The sequence below is a fragment of the Vibrio sp. TMPB1044 genome (assembly GCF_030442075.1).
Lineage (GTDB): Bacteria > Pseudomonadota > Gammaproteobacteria > Enterobacterales > Vibrionaceae > Vibrio > Vibrio satsumensis.
This window is the reverse complement of the sequence record NZ_JAUJED010000044.1, coordinates 41,345-61,359: the sequence shown is the minus strand read 5'-3', so window position 1 is coordinate 61,359 and position 20,015 is coordinate 41,345. Positions and strand designations below refer to the sequence as shown.

Annotated in this window: 16 protein-coding genes; 3 read left to right on the top strand and 13 right to left on the bottom strand. The window is 43.0% G+C overall.

Going from position 1 to position 20,015, the window contains the following annotated elements:
• Positions 1–80: 80 nt before the first annotated feature.
• The 3 genes from QQ041_RS21320 to QQ041_RS21310 all read left to right on the top strand — a co-directional run bounded on the left by QQ041_RS21320 (position 81) and on the right by QQ041_RS21310 (position 6,038).
• Complete coding sequence (locus QQ041_RS21320) at positions 81–1,850, top strand: EAL domain-containing protein (RefSeq protein WP_285954990.1); 1,770 nt, start codon at positions 81–83, stop codon at positions 1,848–1,850.
• A 486-nt stretch (positions 1,851–2,336) separates the two neighbouring features.
• Positions 2,337–3,368, top strand: coding sequence for an outer membrane beta-barrel protein (locus QQ041_RS21315; RefSeq protein ID WP_285954989.1), 1,032 nt, complete (start codon positions 2,337–2,339; stop codon positions 3,366–3,368).
• Positions 3,369–3,389: 21 nt separating this feature from the next.
• Positions 3,390–6,038 carry an Ig-like domain-containing protein gene (locus QQ041_RS21310; protein WP_285954988.1) on the top strand — a complete coding sequence of 883 codons (2,649 nt, stop codon included), beginning with the start codon at positions 3,390–3,392 and terminating at the stop codon, positions 6,036–6,038.
• 128 nt (positions 6,039–6,166) lie between these two features.
• On the opposite strand, the gene QQ041_RS21305 is transcribed toward QQ041_RS21310, so the two are convergent.
• From QQ041_RS21305 to iscX, 13 genes are all read right to left on the bottom strand, one after another.
• A complete protein-coding gene (locus QQ041_RS21305; protein ID WP_285954987.1) occupies positions 6,167–6,406 on the bottom strand; it encodes a zinc ribbon domain-containing protein in 240 nt (79 codons plus the stop codon).
• Between the two features lie 36 nt (positions 6,407–6,442).
• Positions 6,443–7,444 (bottom strand): sensor domain-containing diguanylate cyclase, encoded by a 1,002-nt coding sequence (locus tag QQ041_RS21300; RefSeq protein ID WP_146489677.1) that lies wholly within the window; start codon positions 7,442–7,444, stop codon positions 6,443–6,445.
• A gap of 289 nt (positions 7,445–7,733) precedes the next feature.
• The gene (locus QQ041_RS21295) at positions 7,734–8,636 is read right to left on the bottom strand and encodes an alanyl-tRNA editing protein (RefSeq protein ID WP_285954986.1); all 903 of its coding nucleotides are present in this window, start codon (positions 8,634–8,636) and stop codon (positions 7,734–7,736) included.
• Positions 8,637–8,769: 133 nt separating this feature from the next.
• Complete coding sequence (gene der, locus QQ041_RS21290; RefSeq protein ID WP_017629857.1) at positions 8,770–10,251, bottom strand: ribosome biogenesis GTPase Der; 1,482 nt, start codon at positions 10,249–10,251, stop codon at positions 8,770–8,772.
• Between the two features lie 158 nt (positions 10,252–10,409).
• Entirely contained in the window at positions 10,410–11,570 is a 1,161-nt protein-coding gene (bamB, locus tag QQ041_RS21285; protein ID WP_060983301.1) for an outer membrane protein assembly factor BamB, read from the bottom strand.
• A gap of 10 nt (positions 11,571–11,580) precedes the next feature.
• Positions 11,581–12,195, bottom strand: coding sequence for a YfgM family protein (locus tag QQ041_RS21280; RefSeq protein WP_061019465.1), 615 nt, complete (start codon positions 12,193–12,195; stop codon positions 11,581–11,583).
• Between the two features lie 79 nt (positions 12,196–12,274).
• Entirely contained in the window at positions 12,275–13,543 is a 1,269-nt protein-coding gene (gene hisS / locus QQ041_RS21275; RefSeq protein WP_017062514.1) for a histidine--tRNA ligase, read from the bottom strand.
• A 70-nt stretch (positions 13,544–13,613) separates the two neighbouring features.
• Positions 13,614–14,735, bottom strand: a complete 1,122-nt coding sequence (gene ispG, locus QQ041_RS21270) for a flavodoxin-dependent (E)-4-hydroxy-3-methylbut-2-enyl-diphosphate synthase (protein ID WP_048658835.1) — start codon at positions 14,733–14,735, stop codon at positions 13,614–13,616.
• Positions 14,736–14,742: 7 nt separating this feature from the next.
• Positions 14,743–15,699: a cytoskeleton protein RodZ gene (rodZ, locus tag QQ041_RS21265; RefSeq protein WP_285954985.1), complete on the bottom strand. Its 957-nt coding sequence runs from the start codon at positions 15,697–15,699 to the stop codon at positions 14,743–14,745.
• A 440-nt stretch (positions 15,700–16,139) separates the two neighbouring features.
• A complete protein-coding gene (locus QQ041_RS21260; protein ID WP_060983298.1) occupies positions 16,140–17,282 on the bottom strand; it encodes a bifunctional tRNA (adenosine(37)-C2)-methyltransferase TrmG/ribosomal RNA large subunit methyltransferase RlmN in 1,143 nt (380 codons plus the stop codon).
• Positions 17,283–17,673: 391 nt separating this feature from the next.
• Entirely contained in the window at positions 17,674–18,108 is a 435-nt protein-coding gene (gene ndk, locus QQ041_RS21255; RefSeq protein WP_016797173.1) for a nucleoside-diphosphate kinase, read from the bottom strand.
• A gap of 103 nt (positions 18,109–18,211) precedes the next feature.
• A complete protein-coding gene (gene pepB, locus QQ041_RS21250) occupies positions 18,212–19,507 on the bottom strand; it encodes an aminopeptidase PepB (RefSeq protein WP_146489674.1) in 1,296 nt (431 codons plus the stop codon).
• Positions 19,508–19,713: 206 nt separating this feature from the next.
• Positions 19,714–19,914 (bottom strand): Fe-S cluster assembly protein IscX, encoded by a 201-nt coding sequence (gene iscX / locus QQ041_RS21245; protein ID WP_004740335.1) that lies wholly within the window; start codon positions 19,912–19,914, stop codon positions 19,714–19,716.
• Positions 19,915–20,015 lie beyond the last annotated feature (101 nt).

Here is a 20,015-nt window from a genome sequence, read left to right as displayed (position 1 = left end):
GATCAGCTATAACCATCGTTAGTTTACGATTAATAATCTGTTACAAGTAGAACCTGATTTATAAGTGAGGGGGGAGTCAAATGTATAAATATGCACTTAACCATGAAAGTGATGAATACATTGTACAAGCCGAATTTGCACGTAAAACAATTTCAATAACCTCAAAAGTGAAGAAAAAAAGTTTCAATCTCACTATTTCTGAAAAAGAGGCTGTAATATTAGAAGCCATTCTGAATAGTAGCAGCCCTCTTTCACCTGTATCCGCACGCGATATTGAGGAATACTACTTACTCAAGACAGGGATAGAACTGCACTTTAATTCGTTAAAGAATACCATTGCATCTCTTAGGAAGAAGTTTCATACACTACTCACCTACTTCTATCAGAGCCTTCCATACAAGAGCGACCGGTTTATAGTAAATATGAATCGAAAAGGATATTTCTGGGTTTTAAGTGAAGCCAAAAGCATACCAAGGTTAAACCGTGAACAGCTGTCTATTCGTCCACCTTGGTATCGAACTTATGCAAAACTATTTGCTCTACTTAGTTGCAATATTAGACCAAGTAACATTATCAAAACACTCTCCTTGCCACTACTCATAGCGGTATCTGTATATGCTTTACAAGCTTTACTCATCGTAACAATGTTTAACTCGTACTCGATGGACGCAACAAGCACCCTTCTCAAATTTCAAGAGTTTGGTTGTGAGAAGCCACCGGAGTTGCTCTATCGCACCCTGAGACAGGGAAAAAATATAGATTCGGTTTACTATATATCAAACACTGGATCCAAGTGCTTTATCAATCCAAGCTCAATATTAAAGCCATCCCAATACTCATTTTTAAAATGGTTTTCCAACCATAAAAGCTTCTTTTATACGAAAATCACATCCGATGATAGTGTGGTATGGGGGCGTTTTACTCGCTCAAAAATTCACGACCGGTACAAGCTATATATGATTCCCTACTTAACAGATAGAGTTAGGATATATAAAAACGGCCGATTATTGAGTACCTTTGATAACACTGAATCTACAGATCATTTAAGTAGATTTTTTAAATATAACGTAAAAAATAGCACTAGCATTGAGCTGTTTTCAGATGACTTGTACGAGAGGTTCTTGTTGTTCCTGCTATGTATCCTAGCTCTTCAACAAAGAAAGTCGATTATTTCACTTACCCGACTAATTGCTCAATGCGCTCGCCTAGAGATAACGTTAGATCCCATTATAGATAGAGCAACAGAACAGGTTTTATATTATGAACTACAGAGTTTCTCGAGCTATTGGAATGATAAAGATTCGCAGCAACCAATCAATAGTTCACACTGGAATTATATATATAGCCTGTTCCTATTAGACACTATATCCAATTTGAGTAGCGCTCGAAAAGTTGGCTTTAAAGTGTGTTCTTCAATATTTGAATCTAGATTCAAATCAGAGAAGGTAAAAAAAATGATCACAAAAATGCACCAAGAACTAATTGTTCTGGAACTATCGGAACAACCTGGGTTTCATTACAACAAACAGGCGATAGAGCGTATACATAGATTAAAAAACTGTAATCATGTCAAGATAGCCATGACAGATTTTGGGGTTGAACATAATTACATCCAAAATATAACTAAGATTAAGCCAGAATATGTTAAAACCAATAGGCTTCTGACATGTGAAGGGGTAGAAAAGGAACATAAGTCTCTTATTCACATGGAGATATTAAGTAGCTTACTTTCCGTATGTAACGTGTATGATATTTTCATCATCTACACAGGAGTAGATAATGAAATTATTTCAAACTCATTATTAGAAATGGAAGGCTACTATCAACAAGGGAAAATGTTTAATGCTTAATTTTATTCGTTACTAGATCCTAATTTATGAGGTTCCACTTCTGAGCTACCATTCAGAGTGGAACAAAAACCATTATTTAAAAAATAATCATAAAAATAAACACCACCATCAACACAAATTCCTTTCACTGCTAACAATTCGGATTATCCGTTATTTAATATGGATAGTTCAAATAATTTCTATCTACAACCAATCCATTCTCTATTAAATCAAAACACCTAAAAAACCACTCTATGGTCATGAAAACTCCCGCCCGATTATCCAACTTTAATTTAGATAAATATCTAATTTTATATATTTATCTGTTAACACGCTTATATTAAGTATTCTTATCGTGATTAATTGAGGTTGTGCTTTCCGTCACAGTGAATGTGTTTCTATAAGATTAAGTAGTTTATCGATTTTACTATGAGCGAAAATTTAAAATTAAATCGTTCTATAGGAATCGAGTGATAAAACGTTTTTAAAATAAAGGACTAGCAAAATATGAAATTTAACAAGTTGATACTGCTAATTGGCCTCCATTTTTCTTCGGGAGCAATGGCCATCGATGGAGTTCATATTGAAGATGAATTTTATATTGGTGGTAAAGCCGGTGTAACAAAACTAAACATGACTTGCTCTAATGGCTTTAGCTCATGTGATGACGATGATTTTGGTTCTGGTATTTATGCTGGCTATCAAATAAAAAACTGGATTGCTGTCGAAGGTGGTTATAACTACTTAGGTAACTTCGATGCTACATACCAGTCTCAAAATAAACTAGATGCGACAATTCAGGATATTGATTTAGGGATTAAAGCCGACTACGGGCTGACTGAAAAGTTTGCACTATACGGTAAGATCGGAACTGCCTACTCGATGGTTAAAAAATCAATTGAAAATGGGGTAACTTCCAACTCTGAAGAAAAAGAATCAGATTTCTCTTTAATGTTAGCAACAGGCATAGATTACCGACTCAACCGAAGTTGGAATACTAGGCTGAGTTACGAATACATCAACAATATTTATGGCAGCACCGACCTTCACTTTGTAAGCCTTGGCATAGATTATCGCTTTGGAACTAGTGCTCCGCAGCGTGAGTTAGAAACGGCTCCAACTCCCCCTCCTCCAGTTGTTGTCGAACCTAAGCAACCTCAAGTTGTAGAGCACTTTACCCAAGAACTGAGCAGTTATAGCAACGACTCTTTATTTGAATCAAACAACGCTAATTTGACTTTCTCACTACGTGAACAACTGAAGCCAATGCTCAGTCGATTGCAAACCTACCCAGATTCAACAGTGGAAATAAGTGGTTACACGGATAGCACCGGGAGCTCCAAGTATAACCTCGACCTTTCAGAGCAGCGTGCAAAAAACGTAGCACAGTACTTCATAGATGAAGGAATCGATACAAATCGAATAACCAGTCGCGGTTATGGCGAGCTGTACCCAATATCTTCCAACGATACAGAAAGTGGTCGCGCTAGAAACCGACGCGTTGAATTGACCTCACCAAAGCTAACTATAAAAAAATAACAATAATAGAGGGAATTAATTATGCAGTATTGGAAAGTAAAGGCAGTAAAAGTAACACCTTCAATGATTCTATTATCATCTTTAATCATTACAGGATGCCAAGATAAAACCAGTGATGATGCACTATTAGCTCGCCAATCCACAAAGGCATGTGAGACTAAGTATACCGACTATTGTGATTCTGATGGAGATGGTATTTCTGATAGTAAAGAGAGAGAAAGCGGCTGGGATAGTAACGACCCGCATGTCCCAGTCGAGAATGGCAATCGTGACTATGACGGTGATGGAATTAAAAATGGTCGCGAGTCTGTAGCTAACTGGGATATGAATGATCCAAATGACCCAGTGAACAACGGCAACTTCGACAGTGATGGCGATGGCGTAAAAGATGGTAGAGAAGCCATAGAAGGATGGGATTCTAACGACCCTAATAGCCCTGTAATCGATGGAGATGCCGATGAAGATAGAGACGGTATCAATAAGGGGCTAGAAGAAATTGAAGGCTGGAGTGACACAAACCCAGATGACCCGGTTAAGAACGGAGACTCCGATAGTGATGGCGACGGAATTAAAAATGGTAAAGAAACAATTGAAGGCTGGAATCCAGATGATCCTAACGACCCCGTAAACAAGGGTGATTCAGATAGTGACGGCGACGGAATAAAAGATGGCAAAGAAACTATAGAAGGTTGGGATCCGAGTGACCCTAACGACCCTGTCGCTAACGGTGCCTCTGACGATGACGGTGATGGGCTTGAAAATGGACGGGAAGTAGTCGAAGGTTGGGATCCAAACGACCCTAATGACCCTGTTGTCGATGGCAATATTGACAGCGACGGTGATGGTATCCCAAACGGTAAAGAAACCATCGAAGGCTGGGATCCTAACGACCCTTCCGACCCATATGATGGCTTCTGCTCTATGCCGCAAGAAGATGGAAAGCCTGACTGTGGCGGCGAAGACAACGATGGCGATGGCCAAGGCGACAACGGCAGCAGTAACCTAAACGGGTATTGCGAAGCTGGTGAACACCATACACCTGATTGCGATGGTTTATACGTATCTCCCGCAGAAGATGGGTCGATTGACGGAAATAAGGGCTCTGCGTTAACAGATTTAGCAGTGACCCCCGAGGCTTTAGGATTAGAGCAAGATCTAAAAGGTCAACTTTCTGCAACGGCGACATTTGCTAATGACATGCAGAAAAACGTATCTGGCTTAGTTGTTTGGCTGAGTGATAACGAGAGTGTTGCATCAGTCTACAACCCTGCCGATTCGGGTTACGACGGTCATAAAAGTACCGTAGATGTCACCGCAAATTCGAGTGGAGAAACCGATATTTCAGCTACCGGTTCATCTAAATCCTCATCGGCCAGAATAACAGTAACAGAGCCAGGGGCTGTTTTAACAAATACAGTTCTATTAAAACTTGAAAATACTCACGTTGCTGTCGGGTTAACAAACCAAGCTTTTGTTGAGTATAAGGTCGAAGGGAGTGATCAAACCCGTACAACATTAGATATAGCTGACACCGACGCTATCACATGGTCAGTAAGCCCTGTGACCGAAGGCCTTTCAATTGATGCCGAAGGAAAGATAACGGTTGGAAAAAACGATAAAACCATAGCATTGATTGGAAGTAACAGCATTACCGCTACGGCAACCTATAAATCGACGGGGATATTTAATGGTGTAACCTCCCAGTCTGAAACTTTTTCACTAACTCTCGGGACAGTGTCTGATACTAACGTAGCGCTAAGCAAAGACGGTACGACGCTATCCACGACAGACAGTATTTATAAAGGTGATAATTTAAAAGCTGCGGCTGTATTAACCGATGGAAATGGTGACGAGTACATTACGTCAGATCCAGATCTCGTTGAATGGAATATTTCCCCAGCCAGTAGTGGAGTTACTATCGATAGCGATAGGAATATAGATACAAGTAATGCAGATACTTCACAAGGGCCAATCAAAGTAACGATAACGTGGACTGGTAAAGGAGGACTTGACGGTCAAAATGGTTCATACGAAATGACTATCAATGACGCCTTCTCTAACTTCAGCAACGCTGCATGTGGTAGTCAATTAAATGATACCGACCAAGAAAATGCAAAAGGTAGTTGTTTAAAAATTGCTACAGCCGAAGTTGATGGTAAAGCGTTGTGGTATACATCAAGCCCTAGTGTCGCATTAGTACAAGAGCTTGGCTTTGTAACTTCTAAAGGCGATATCAATACCAACAATGGTCTTACCTACGTCGATGGTTATAATGAATCAGGTTCTCAAGGGCCAAATGGCGGCGTATTTGCAAGATTTGATCAACTCTCATATGACGGTGTAGGTATCGAGAACAGTCAATATGCCAGATGGTGTAAACACTTGGCCTCAATAAACTATGCAGGTCGCGATAATTGGCGCCCAACAAACGCGCATGAGCTAGGATTAAATACAAATGACTCTACTGATTTAGGTGTCACTCAAGGTCAAGGTTTACGTAATATCAAAGGTAATATGTGGCAAAACTATGGCTGGCCAACCGATCGCCACTATTGGAGTACCACGTTTAAATCTGGAGACAGATACTACAACTTAGATCTTGGAGATTCTCAATTTCGTTTTGATCAACCTACCTCTGAAGCTGACTATGTATCTTGTGTTTCTGAATAACTTGAACACCAGATAATAGACAATAGCGCCACTTTACTATCAGAGTGGCGCTTTCATTTATTAAGCAAGCCGAAGACAATACCAAAGAGCATTTGCTTAATGTTTACTATAATCGGTCTGTTAACTCGTTACTGGTCATTTTCAATTGAAACTTCAAACTCAAAACGCACTCGCGACTTCGACTTGAGCTCGTTGCAATCACTATTACAAAAATAGCTCGCGGCACCACAGGCTTGAAGCTTCTCTAATTGGCTGCTGCACTCAGGGCAAAACCCAACTTTAGTAAAGTGAGCCTGACAACTTTCACAGTGATACTTGCCATCCCAAGCTAGCTCTGACTGACACTTAGGGCAGATATTTTCACTCATTAGCATTTCCTAATTCACTACTATTTCGACAATCTACTACTGCTGAGACTTAGCTTGCTTGATTTGATACATGTTCTTATCAGCTTGTGCGATCAACTGGTCTAATCCTTGAGGATCTTTTTCACAAGCAAGGCCAACACTCACTGAGAACTGCACATCATTAATGTAAAGCGCTTGCTGTAGTGCTTTCTCTAAGCTGTGGTAAAAGTTAACAACGCTTTCTTGATCATCAAAACAAGAGAACACCACAAACTCATCACCACCATAACGACCTATCTTGGCACATGCAGAGGTAGCATCATCAAGGACTTTTGCAACCGCTAACAGCACATCATCACCAAAGCTATGGCCATAGGTATCGTTGATCGATTTGAATTTATCGACATCGACAAACAAACACGCCATCACCTTTTCTGAAAAACATCGTTTAGCCAATACTTTTTCGGCTTCATTGAACAGTGCCCGACGATTCAAGCAATGGGTAAGAGAATCACGATTGGCGAAAAAGTTAAGCTGATTCTCCAACTCAAACTTTTCTAGTGCTACCGAATATAGGGAAGCCAATAGTTCCAAGATCTCGAGCTCAAATTCATGTGGCTCTGAGATGTACTGGCTATAAATGGCAAAGGTACCTAATACATTACCGCGCGATGAGATAATTGGCACCGACCAACAAGCATGCAAGTTAGCTTTGTTGGTTAACACTAAGAAAGGTGCCCAGTTTGGGTGTGCATTTATATTGGAGACCATCACTGCTTTCTTAAGCGCAGCGGCCTCACCACAGGAACCAATCCCAGCACCAATTCCCACCCCTTCTATCTGTTGATTGTAAAAATCAGGCAGGTTAGGGGCATATTCAAGGTGTAGAGTTTTAGATTCTGAGTTGAGCAGCAAGATTGAAGCCATACGCTGCCCAAAAAGCTGCTCGGTAAGCTGAATAATCTTGTGATTTAAATCTTTGCGATCCATCCCAAGAGCAAGCTTCCGCAGCAAACTATTAACGGCTCGATGGCCTTCTAATAAAAATTGTTGTTCCATTCACTAAGGCTTTCAATTGTGTAATCGGGTACAGCTTGTTCTTATGCAAGCTTGTTATTGGTTAATAATAACACACTAAATTAGTACGACACACAATCGAAGATCATAGGTTGATCTTTCGCTTTATCTATTTTGATCAGCGATCTACCCCAAAAAGAATATTTATATCACCACACACCGAAAGCATAAGTTACATGTGCTGCATTTCAATTTTAAATAGTCATTTATATTAAAAGTGACATCCAAAAACAAAATAAACAGCACAAGTTATTTCGATCTGTAACCTAAATCATCGAATTACATGCGTCAGCATTTCAATGTGTTGGTCATCTAGCTGGGTTAATTTAACCGATAATGCATTAAGCTCTGAGGTGTTCTCTATGTGAGTACCACCACACGGAATCGACACCAACGTCTCAGCATCCAGTTGCCATTCCCAGTAACGAGAGTCAGTGAGTGCCTCACCTTCTAGTCTCATCGCGACTGGAGTCGACTGTGTGAGCCAACCTGAAATCATCTGGTTAATGTCGGCTTCGATACCTTCAAGGTTTGCAAGCATGTCTGCAACGTTCAAGCCGCGCTTCTTCAGAGTTTTACCCAAACGATACTTATCAGTACATAGCTCAGGAGTCACAAAGCTGGTCACTTGTGCGTAGCTATTAAAGTCGTAACTTCCGAGCGGATCTTTTCTGTCGGCATCTTTACGCCAGTAGCTCTCAGCCAATACTTTATTCAACGCTAAGAAAGCAATGTGCCCCGCACTGTGACCACGACTCAAGCTTGCTTGATACTCTTTATCTACCGACAACACCACTTCGTCGTTAACATTAATCATAGAAGCAGATGCGGGTAGCTGGTGGACAACCACAAACGCCCACCCTTCCGTATCACGCTTAACAGGGATATCTGCTGCGATATGAAGCTTGCCAGTAGATTGTTCTATTGCACCAACAAGACAGTCTTCCATTGAATATTGAACGTCACCAACAGTCACAAACCCTTGGTCTGCCGGGTGATCAGGCCAAATATGACTTACAGGGTGAAAAGGCGTCACATCAGTGATCAGGTAGGTTTTACTGCTGTCACTTTCTACATACAACGCTTTCGCCGTCAGTTGCCACGCTTGATGACAGAATTGAGTAATGGTTGGCGTGATTGCTTGAGCTTGTGTAATCAAATCGCTAGTGGTCATATCGTTCTTCTTTTGGAATCTAGTCTGATTCGTTAAGCCACAGCGAAACAAAAATGTGCCGTTGTGGATTAACGTGAATTTTGCTTAAAAAAATACCCGAGACAGGCTCGGGTATCAAATCTATTGGAAAGGACTATTTACGGCCTTTAACCATGCTCATCATACGCTTACGTTTACGCTCTTGAGAGATTGTCAGCTTGTTAGTCTTAGCTTCAAATGGGTTCTCGCTGTTCTGGAATTGAATGCGAATTGGTGTACCCATAATCTCTAGTGAACGGCGGTAGTAGTTCATCAAGAATCGTTTGTATGAATCTGGCAAGTTACGTACTTGGTTACCGTGGATAACGATAATCGGTGGGTTATAGCCACCAGCGTGCGCGTATTTCAGTTTCACACGACGGCCACGAACCATAGGCGGTTGGTGATCATCAGTTGCCATTTTCATGATACGAGTTAGAACAGAAGTACCAACACGAGTCGTCGCTGACTTGTAAGCTTCTTGTACAGACTCAAATAAGTGACCAACACCTGTACCGTGAAGTGCAGAGATAAAGTGAATACGTGCGAAATCAACAAAGCCTAAGCGACGATCTAGCTCTTTCTTAACGCGTTCTTTAACGTCATTATCTAGGCCATCCCACTTGTTTACAGCAATAACAATTGAACGACCAGCGTTCAACGCAAAGCCTAACAAGCTTAGATCTTGATCAGAGATGTTTTCGCGAGCATCGATAAGCAGCAATACAACGTTAGCATCTTCAATCGCTTTCAGTGTTTTAACCACTGAGAACTTTTCTACCGTTTCGTTGATGTTTTTACGACGACGAACACCCGCAGTATCGATTAAAACGTATTCACGCTCATCACGTTGCATTGGGATGTAGATAGAGTCACGAGTTGTGCCTGGCATATCGTAAACAACCACACGCTCTTCACCAAGAATACGGTTAGTTAGCGTTGATTTACCTACGTTAGGACGGCCAATGATCGCTAGCTTGATCGGTTGATCTTGAAGGCGCTTGAATTCTTCTTCAGCTTCTTCTTCTGTAAACTCAACCTGCTCTTCTTCTTCGTCTTCAAACTCAGTCAAATCGCTTACTTCGCCATTTTCCGCTTTTAGCGCTTCTGCGAATGGGTTAAGAGCAAGGTCAATAAGTGCAGTAACACCACGACCGTGCGCCGCAGCGATTTGGTACATGTCTTCTACGCCTAGTTGCCAGAAGTCAGCACTTGCAGCATCAGGGTCGATACCATCAACCTTGTTTACTACTAGCATTGAAGGCTTTTCTAGTTGACGTAGGTGCTTAGCAATCGCCACGTCTGAAGGTGTTAGACCCGCACGGCCATCTACCATAAATAGAACGACATCAGCTTCATCAATCGCCGCTAGCGACTGTTCTGCCATTTTAGTTTCAACACCTTCTTCAGTACCGTCGATACCGCCAGTGTCAATAACAATAAAGTCATGCTCGCTAAAATGAGCATGACCGTATTTACGGTCACGCGTTAAGCCAGGGAAATCCGCAACCAATGCATCACGAGTTCGAGTCAATCGGTTAAATAACGTAGATTTACCTACGTTCGGACGCCCTACTAGAGCAACAACAGGTACCATAACAACCTCTACAATTTCTTCTCTAAATGTAGTTATAGGTAAGCACTTGTTCGCAAGTTTAAACTCTTACCTATAACCACATGGTTTATTAATTTTTAACAACAAAACGGCTCCTGGCTGTTACCAACCAGGAGCCGACTGTGAATTATATCACGCTTTTATTGGCTAATCGTTAGTTTCTTTACATCGCCATTGCGAGTCGTCACTAAGTAGCCTTCAGGCAGTTCAATTGGCGCAACCGCAAAGCCGCTATCATCGACAAGCTGTTGAGCAACAAACTCACCCGATGAACGATCTAACCAGTGCAGATAACCTTCTGTATCACCCACGACTACATACCCATTAATAATAGCAGGAGCTGTCAGTAAGCGGTTTTCTAACAATGGAGTGCTCCAAAGTTCAGTACCACTACGAGCATCGACTGCAACCACATGGTCTTTGTCGGTAACAACGAACAAACGGCTGCCATCACTTGCTAAATCAATCGCTGACGAATAGTTACGTTTCCAAATTGGCTTACCAGAACGAAGATCGATTGCAATCAGCTGACCGTTGATACCTACAGTATACAGGGTTCCACCAAGAACAATTGGAGATGCATCAACATCAACCAAACGATCGATTTCCGTTGCACCTTTTGGCGTACCTACTGGCTGTTGCCAAATAAGCTGACCACGGTCAACGATAGCTGCAGCTAGACGACCATTTGCAGTTCCCCAGAATACACCGCCAGAAACCGCAACAGGCGAGCTATCGCCACGAAGTGTTAGGCTTGGTACTTCAGTACTGATGGTCCATTTTTGTTCGCCGCTTACTTGATCTAACGCGATCAACATACCGCGACTGGTATGAACAATAACCATGTTGCTATCAGTTGCAGGGGATGCAAGCACCTCGCCATTCACTGATACACGCCACAGCTCTTCACCGGTTGATTCATCCATCGCGATCACTTCGCCATTTTCAGAACCAACAAATACTTTGCCGTAAGCCGCCGTTAAACCACCCGATAAACGAGCCAGTACGTCTTTCTCAAGATCGACTTTCCACAGCTCTTTACCTGTTTCAGGGTCAAGCGCTTTAACCATACCTTCACGGCTCGCAACAAATACTTTGTCGTAAGCCAATTCTGGCGATAGTTTTGAAAAGTAGTGACCAACACCATCACCAACCGACGTAGACCATTCCTGACTAGGAGTGAACTCGCTGTTTACCGTTGGTACTGGAGCCATGATTACGGTGTCTTCTTCACCCGCACAGCCAGCTAGTAGGCCAAGAGCAATCGCACACAACGCCGCTTTTGGAAACATCTTCTTCATTCAAAGCGCCTTATTTAGCTAGGTCGTCAAGTTTGATTTGAAGCGTTTGGCTAGCGTCAACAGCTTGCTGTGCTTCTGTGTAAGCACTGTATGCTGCGTCAGTGTCGCCTTTACGAAGTGAGATATCACCACGCAGTTCGGCAACACGGCCTTTCCAAGATTCATCTGTCATAGCAGCAAGATCAGCCAGTGCTGCGTCAAATTCACCTTGCTCAGCTTTAATACGTGCAACACGGTAAGTAAGTAGTGGCGCAAGTGCCGCGTCCTTAGTTGCCGATTTTGCCCACTCTAGCTGTTCAAGTGCTGCTGCTAGCTCACCCGCTTGTACTTGTACTTTTGCTAATTGCATAGCAGCAAGTACTGAGTACTCAGCATCTTTGTTTGCGTCGATGAAAGCTTGAATATCAGATTGAGCATCAACGCCCTTAGCATCAAGAGCTGAAATTACAGAGGTGTAGCTTTCTGAAGCAGCTTCACGCGCTTCAACGACTGAATCTTGGTAATAGCGCCAGCCAAATAGACCACCTAAACCAATAACCGCACCAAAGATTACGGCTTTACCGTTCTCTTTCCACCAATCTTTAATGGCTTCAACTTGTTGCTCTTCGCTATCGTAAAGTTCCACTTCCTGTCCTCTTTAATTCTTTAAACGCCAGCATAGTGCTGACGTTAGTATTCATTATGAGCGTTTGCTCAATGGCTAATTAGATTAGCGCAGCAACTTTCTCTGCAACTTCCGTTTGAGACACGGTTTCTTGCTCGCCGCCAACCAGATCTTTTAGCACAACTGTATTGTCAGCAACTTCGTTCTCACCAAGTACCAACGCCACAACAGCACCTACTTTGTCAGCACGTTTGAATTGCTTCTTGAAGTTACCACCACCGAAGTGGTTCATTACACGTACGCCTTCAACGGTGTCGCGTAATTGATTCGCTAACTGCATACCCGCGATCATAGTACCTTCGCCAGCAGCAACTACGTATACATCAACGCTACGGCGAACTTCTGTTAGCTCTAGCGTTTCCATCATCAGAACCAGACGCTCTAGACCCATTGCGAAGCCAACTGCATTGGTTGCTTTGCCGCCTAGTTGCTCAACAAGACCATCGTAACGGCCGCCGCCACATACTGTACCTTGAGCACCAAGACTATCAGTGATCCACTCAAATACGGTGCGGTTGTAGTAATCTAGGCCACGAACTAGACGCTCATTAACTTGGTATTCGATACCAACAGCGTCAAGAAGTTCACATAAACCAGCAAAATGTTGCTTCGATTCTTCACCTAGATATTCAGATAGTCGAGGTGCGTCACCTAAGATAGCTTGAACATCAGGGTTCTTAGTATCAAGTACACGTAGAGGATTAGTGTGCATGCGACGTTTACAGTCTTCATCTAGCACATCAATGTGTTGCTCAAGGAAAGCCACTAACGCAGTGCGGTAGCTTACGCGATCTTCTTGAGAACCGATTGAGTTTAGCTCTAGGCGAACGTGCTTATCGATACCTAGCTCACGCCATAGACGTGCTGTCATCATGATAAGTTCTGCGTCAACGTCTGGACCGTCTAGGCCAAACACCTCAACACCACATTGGTGGAATTGACGGTAACGACCTTTTTGAGGACGCTCGTGACGGAACATCGGGCCCATGTACCATAGGCGCTGTTCATCACGGTTGATAAGGCTGTTTTGAATACATGAACGTACACAACCAGCTGTGCCTTCTGGACGCAGCGTTAGGCTGTCGCCATTACGGTCATCAAAGGTGTACATCTCTTTAGAAACAACGTCAGTTTCTTCACCAACTGCACGGCTAAATAGGTTTGTTTCTTCAACGATAGGCATACGTACTTCGTTGTAACCGTATGCGCTCACCACGTTTTTAACTGCGCTTTCTACTTTCTGCCACAGTGGTGATTGAGTTGGAAGGCAGTCGTTCATGCCTCGAATTGCTTGGATATTTTTAGCCACAGTATTTATTCCGTAATTTCTCACGACCAGGTGTTAGTGCGAATAGACAATCACACCCCATCGCGTTGTATTAATCTTCTAAGTTTTCTACATCAATGCGATTTGCTTGATCAAGCACTGATGCTTTTGCACGAATCTTAGCTTCAAGTTTGTCGACAAGGTCATCGTTGTCGAATCGCTCTTTCTGACGCTTACCGTCTTCGTAGAAAGCACTCTTGCGTGCACTACCTGCAAGACCTAAATGAGACACTTCAGCTTCACCTGGGCCATTAACCACACAACCGATGATTGACACATCCATTGGAGTGATCACGTCTTCTAAGCGCTCTTCAAGGGCATTAACAGTGTTAATAACATCGAACTCTTGACGAGAACAGCTCGGACACGCAATGAAGTTGATGCCACGCGAACGAATGCGCAAAGATTTAAGAATATCAAAACCAACTTTGATCTCTTCAACAGGATCAGCCGCTAGCGAGATACGCAGCGTGTCGCCGATACCTTCAGAAAGAAGCATACCTAAACCTACCGCGGACTTCACAGAACCAGCACGCGCACCACCCGCTTCGGTAATGCCAAGATGAAGAGGTTGGTCAATCTGCTTAGCAAGCAAGCGGTAAGAACCGACGGCAAGGAATACATCAGACGCCTTAACGCTGACTTTGAATTGATCAAAGTTCAGACGGTCGAGGATATCGACATGACGCATTGCTGATTCAACAAGCGCTTCTGCTGTAGGTTCTGTGTATTTCTCTTGGATCTCTTTCTCTAGAGAACCGCCGTTAACACCAATACGAATCGGAATATTCATATCACGTGCGCAATCAACAACTGAGCGGATACGGCTTTCGTTACCGATGTTGCCTGGGTTGATACGCAGACAGTCAACGCCGTATTCAGCCACTTTAAGTGCGATACGGTAGTCGAAGTGAATATCAGCAACCAAAGGAACAGAGACCTGCTGCTTGATTAGCTTAAAGGCTTCAGCGGCATCCATAGTCGGTACGGATACGCGAACGATATCAGCGCCAACTTTTTCCAGAGCTCTAATTTGAGCAACGGTAGCGGCTACATCTGTTGTTCTTGTGTTGGTCATGGATTGCACAGCAATTGGTGCACCATCACCGATCGGCACATCACCCACATAAATACGGGTTGATTTGCGACGAATAATAGGAGATTCGTGTTGCATATTAACTCTAAGGTAAGGTTATTCTAGCTACTTTGCCTGAAGTATACCCAGAAAGGTCGACAGGTTCACTTGCAAATGTCATTGATACGCCCTCTGGCGCACCTAGAATCACTTTATATGGCGCAGTTCCTGAAAGATTTAGCGACTGACCTGCTTTTTTAATGCCAGTCGACAAGGTTTTACCCGTTGCATCTTTTACTTGGATCCAGCAATCAGCAGAAAACTGCATCACTAATTCTTTAGTAACAGCTTCAGGAGTTGTGTTTGCTTCAACAGCTTCTGCATTTGCAGTAACTTCAGCAGTTGGTTCTGTCTCTGTTGCTTGCTGCTCAGGAGTTTCGTCAGCTGGAGTAACTGCATCAGAAATATCTTCCGCATCGCTTATCGCAGCAAGGTCTTCAGTACCTTCAACAACAGAAGCACCCGCTTCGTTTTGTTCAGCTTCAATCACTTCTAAAGAGTTGAATTCAGGGGCAAGTGATTCTTCTACCGCTAGCTCTTCTGAGCTTTCAGTATTCGCTAAAGATTGAGATAGAGTGTCTTGCTGTTGGTTCTGCCACCACCAAAGTGAGGAGATACCCGCAATGACCGCAAAAATGCTCCAAGTCAGGATCATAATACGGCTGTTGTGCTTCTCGGTTTTAGTCTTACGAGAAAAGCTCAGCATTTCTTGCTCTTGATGCTGAGCATCACCGGCATGATGCAGAGCACTCAATACGACTTTTTCGTCAAGATTGACGTATTTCGCATATGAACGAATGTAGCCACGCATAAACGTCGCCACTTGATCTGACTCGAATTGGTTTTCTTCAATTTGTTGGATCAGCGTAACGCGAAGTTTTAAGCGATCAGAAATCTGCTTTTGCGTTAAACCAAGAGATTCTCGTTTGTTCTTAAGCAGCGTTCCTGCTTCCAAAGCTGGAGCTACGGTTTCTTGCGTCTGTGTATCTTGTTCTGTGTTCATAGAGAGTGAACTTCTAAAGTATTATCGCAGGTTGAGGAGAGCGTTTTTTTATTGTCGTTTAAGCTCAATCTAACAACCCACGTTATGTGGAATTTTTCCTGCTATCTAAATCATCAACCCTTAAAGACGAACATCATTCATTTATTATGGATGACCTTCTCAGGAAGCTAGTTTATCAAGTAGCCAACCTAAATAGACATATTGACGATCAGTAGCAAGCGAGCACTTAAATTAATTTAAGATTAGTTAATCATAAGCTAATGCCATTACAAGGCAAAAACACTTTAGACAAAATTTACCGTCAGCTCATGGTTTTGTCCAAAATTTGACGAAAAATGTAAGAAAGCGTGGGCAAGAAGTCCAAAAAATCAAAAACTGTACCCCAGAAAAGCAACAAGCCAGAAGTAAGACTTCTGGCTTGTTTAGGTTCTAATCGCGTTTTATACCGCTTTTACTTCAATCACATCACCGGCAATCAAGTTCGCTTCAGAGGCTGCTTTAAGCATTTTAGTGCGCTTGGTTCTGTCAATAACATCACCGACTAACTGACCACACGCGGCATCAATATCATCACCACGAGTTTTACGAACAGTTACTGTGTAGTTATATTCCATCAGCGTTTTTTGGAAGCGATCAATACGAGAGTTGCTTGGCTTCTTATAAGGCGAACCCGGGTAAGGGTTGAATGGAATCAAGTTGATCTTACAAGGCGTCTCTTTCATTAGCTCTGCAAGTTCACGTGCATGGTCCATATCATCATTCACATGGTCCAATAACACGTACTCAACCGTTACTTTACCGCGGTTAGCATTTGAAGATGCAATGTAACGACGAACAGATGCTAGGAAGTCTTGGATATCCCAACGGTCGTTGATCGGCATGATTTGGCTACGTAGTGCATCGTTTGGCGCGTGTAGAGAGATAGCCAATGCTACATCGATGTTGTCTGTCATTTGGTCAAGGCCAGATACAACACCAGAAGTTGATACGGTTACACGACGCTTAGACAGTGCGAAACCTAGATCATCAAGCATGATTTCTAATGATGGCATTAGGTTCTTCATGTTCAATAGAGGCTCGCCCATACCCATCATTACAACGTTAGTAATTGGACGACGACCGGTTTCTTTTTCTAGACCGATTTCGCGAGATGCACGCCAGATTTGGCCAACAATCTCTGAAACTTTTAGGTTACGGTTAAAGCCTTGTTGAGCTGTAGAACAGAACTTACATTCAAGTGCACAACCAACCTGTGAAGACACACACAGCGTCGCACGGTCACCATCTGGGATGTATACCGTTTCAACGTCTTGATCGCCAACGCTCATCGCCCATTTAATTGTGCCATCTGAAGAGTGTTGAGCTTCAGAAACAACAGGTGCAACAATTTCACAGCGACGTTGAAGTTTCTCACGTAACTTTTTGTTGATGTTGTTCATCTGTTCGAAGTCATCGACACCGAAGTGATAAATCCACTTCATCACTTGCTCTGCTCGAAACGCTTTCTCATTCAGTTCTTCTGTGAAAAATTTACGAAGACCTTTACGATCAAAATCGAGTAGATTGACTTTAGCTGTGGTCATGATGCCTCTCAATGACGGAACAATAATTAAGGGCGCGAATTGTACAGGCTTTACGCAACTTCAACAAGCATTGTAAAACCCTGTGTTTATTAAGACATTCAAACTTAAGCGATTAAAATTTGAACAAATATATTTATTAGCCTGAGATTACCCAATTTAAAGAAAAGATTCCCGATTACACTCCTTCGTCGCTTGCGGGAATGACGTAGACAATCACCGACAGCTCGCAATATTTATTACGATATTTTTTCTCCAAAGCTCCCCGTCATTCCAGAACCGAGGGACGAGGTATCTGGAATCTCGCTTTTCACTACACATCTTTTCCCACTACCTATCAGAAACGAAAAAAGCCTCACCGAAGTGAAGCCTTTAGAATTATTTGCTGTGCCGATTATTGAGCTGGGCGTGGGCAAATTTCAGATTCTGGAAAGAAGAATTCGATTTCGCGAGCTGCAGACTCAGGGCTGTCGCTGCCGTGTACTGAGTTGTAGCGCATGCTGATTGCGTAATCAGCACGGATAGTGCCGCACGCCGCTTCTTCTGGGTTAGTTTTACCCATTAGTTCACGGTAACGAGCGATCGCGTTTTCGCCTTCAAGCACTTGAACCATGATAGGTCCAGAAGTCATAAACTCTTTAAGAGCTGGGAAAAACTCTTTACCTTCGTGTTCAGCGTAGAAGCCACTCGCTTGCTCTTCAGTAAGACGAACCATCTTAGCAGCAATAATTTCTAGACCTGCTTTTTCGATACGGTGGTAGATTTCACCAACAAGGTTACGCTTAACTGCATCCGGCTTAACAATTGAGAACGTTCTTTCTAGAGCCATAGGGATTCCTTCACTTCATTTTTTTGTTATTAAATACTGAAATTACTGAGATCTTTCGATCTTAGCTTTATGAATGAGCGGCACAAAATACCGCTCACCCTTATTATTTTGCTTGGTCGATAAGAAGACGAGCCAGTGTGCGAACGCCCATACCCGTTGCGCCAGCCGCCCACTTGTCACTTGCTGACTTACGGTAAGTACCTGCGCAATCCATATGAATCCAACCTTTTTTGTAGTCATCTACAAAGTAAGAAAGGAACGCAGCCGCTGTACTTGCACCCGGTGTGTAATCGCCCGTGCTGATGTTTGACAGATCAGCAAAGTTTGAAGGCAACATACCACGGTGGAAATCAGCAAGAGGCAGTGGCCATAGGCCTTCTTTCTCTTGGTTTGCCGCCGTCAGCGCTTGGTGAGACAACTCATCGTCGAAGCTTAGTAGTGCGTGGTAATCATTACCTAATGCATTTTTAGCTGCGCCTGTTAGCGTTGCACAATCGATAATCAACTCAGGATTTTGTGCACTTGCGTACATCAGACCATCAGCAAGTACCAAGCGACCTTCCGCATCGGTATTCATGATCTCAACTGTCTTACCATTTTTGTAAGTAATGATGTCGCCAAGCTTCAATGCGCGACCAGAGATCATGTTCTCTGCGCAACATAGAATAAGCTTGATACGCTTATTCAGACCACGTTCAATCGCTAGACCTAAACCACCAGTAATCGTTGCTGCGCCGCCCATGTCAGCCTTCATCGCTGTCATGAATTGACCTGGTTTAATGCTGTAGCCGCCCGAATCGAACGTAATACCTTTACCCACTAAGCAAGCAAATACAGGTGCGTTTTCATCGCCTGTTGGGTTGAAGTCCAGTTGCAGCATTGCTGATGTACGCTCAGAGCCACGGCCTACCGCGTAGATGCCTTCCCAACCTTCAGTTAGGAGATCTTTGTCTTTAACGATTTTTGCTTTTACTGTGCCCGCTGGCGCCACTGATTTGATGTATTCAGCTGCCATCGTCGCTAATTGACGAGGCGCCACTTCTTCAGCGGTTTTGTTGATAATGTCACGCGTCCAGTCAGTTGCACGAATACGAGCTTCAAGCTCAGTTTGATCAGCTTCTGAAAGAGCATCCCATTCCAATGCATTCTTTTTCTTTGGTCCACGGTAGCCTTGGTAGAAAGCCCAAACGCTTTCTAGATCCCAACCTTCACCACGAAGTGAAACGAATGCGATACCTTGTCCGTCAAGCGTACGACCAGCACGTTGAACTGCGCCTAGATCGTGGCCTTCACCAATGTGAATGGTCGCTCCTGCTTCTGAGAACGATAAAATAGCTCTTGCTCCCCACTGAGGCTGGGCAGCTTCTTGACTTAAAAATACTGACATCTGTGTAGACATGATTTCTCCTTGTCATGAACCACTTTGAGTGTGTGATTCTGATTATTTTTTATTAGCGCACTGATGTTAGCATTATGTAGGAGGAAAATGTCATTTTGATAAAAAAACGGACCATAAGGTCCGCTTTTTTTGGTAAGAATTGTTAACTTGGCTGCGTTTTATATTTGACTGATACCAACCCGCGACCAAGTAATTAGACAAGAGGATTAATCCATCTCATCCATCCAGCATAAAATAATAGCCTCTAAGATTTTCTCATTCGAGTGGTTAGGCTCGTCATCGAACTCTTCAAGGTCTAATACCCATTGGTGTAAATCGGTAAAACGTACCGTTTTAGGATCAGTATCAGGGTACAAATCACATAGCTCAATTGCGATATCTCGCGAATCAATCCACTTCAAGCTCATAACACTTCCTTATATTTATTAGCGACGCTTGGTCGCCTTTATGATCTATATTTTAGGCCAGTTTTGTTAAACCGTAATATCAGTCATGGCGAAACCACCAT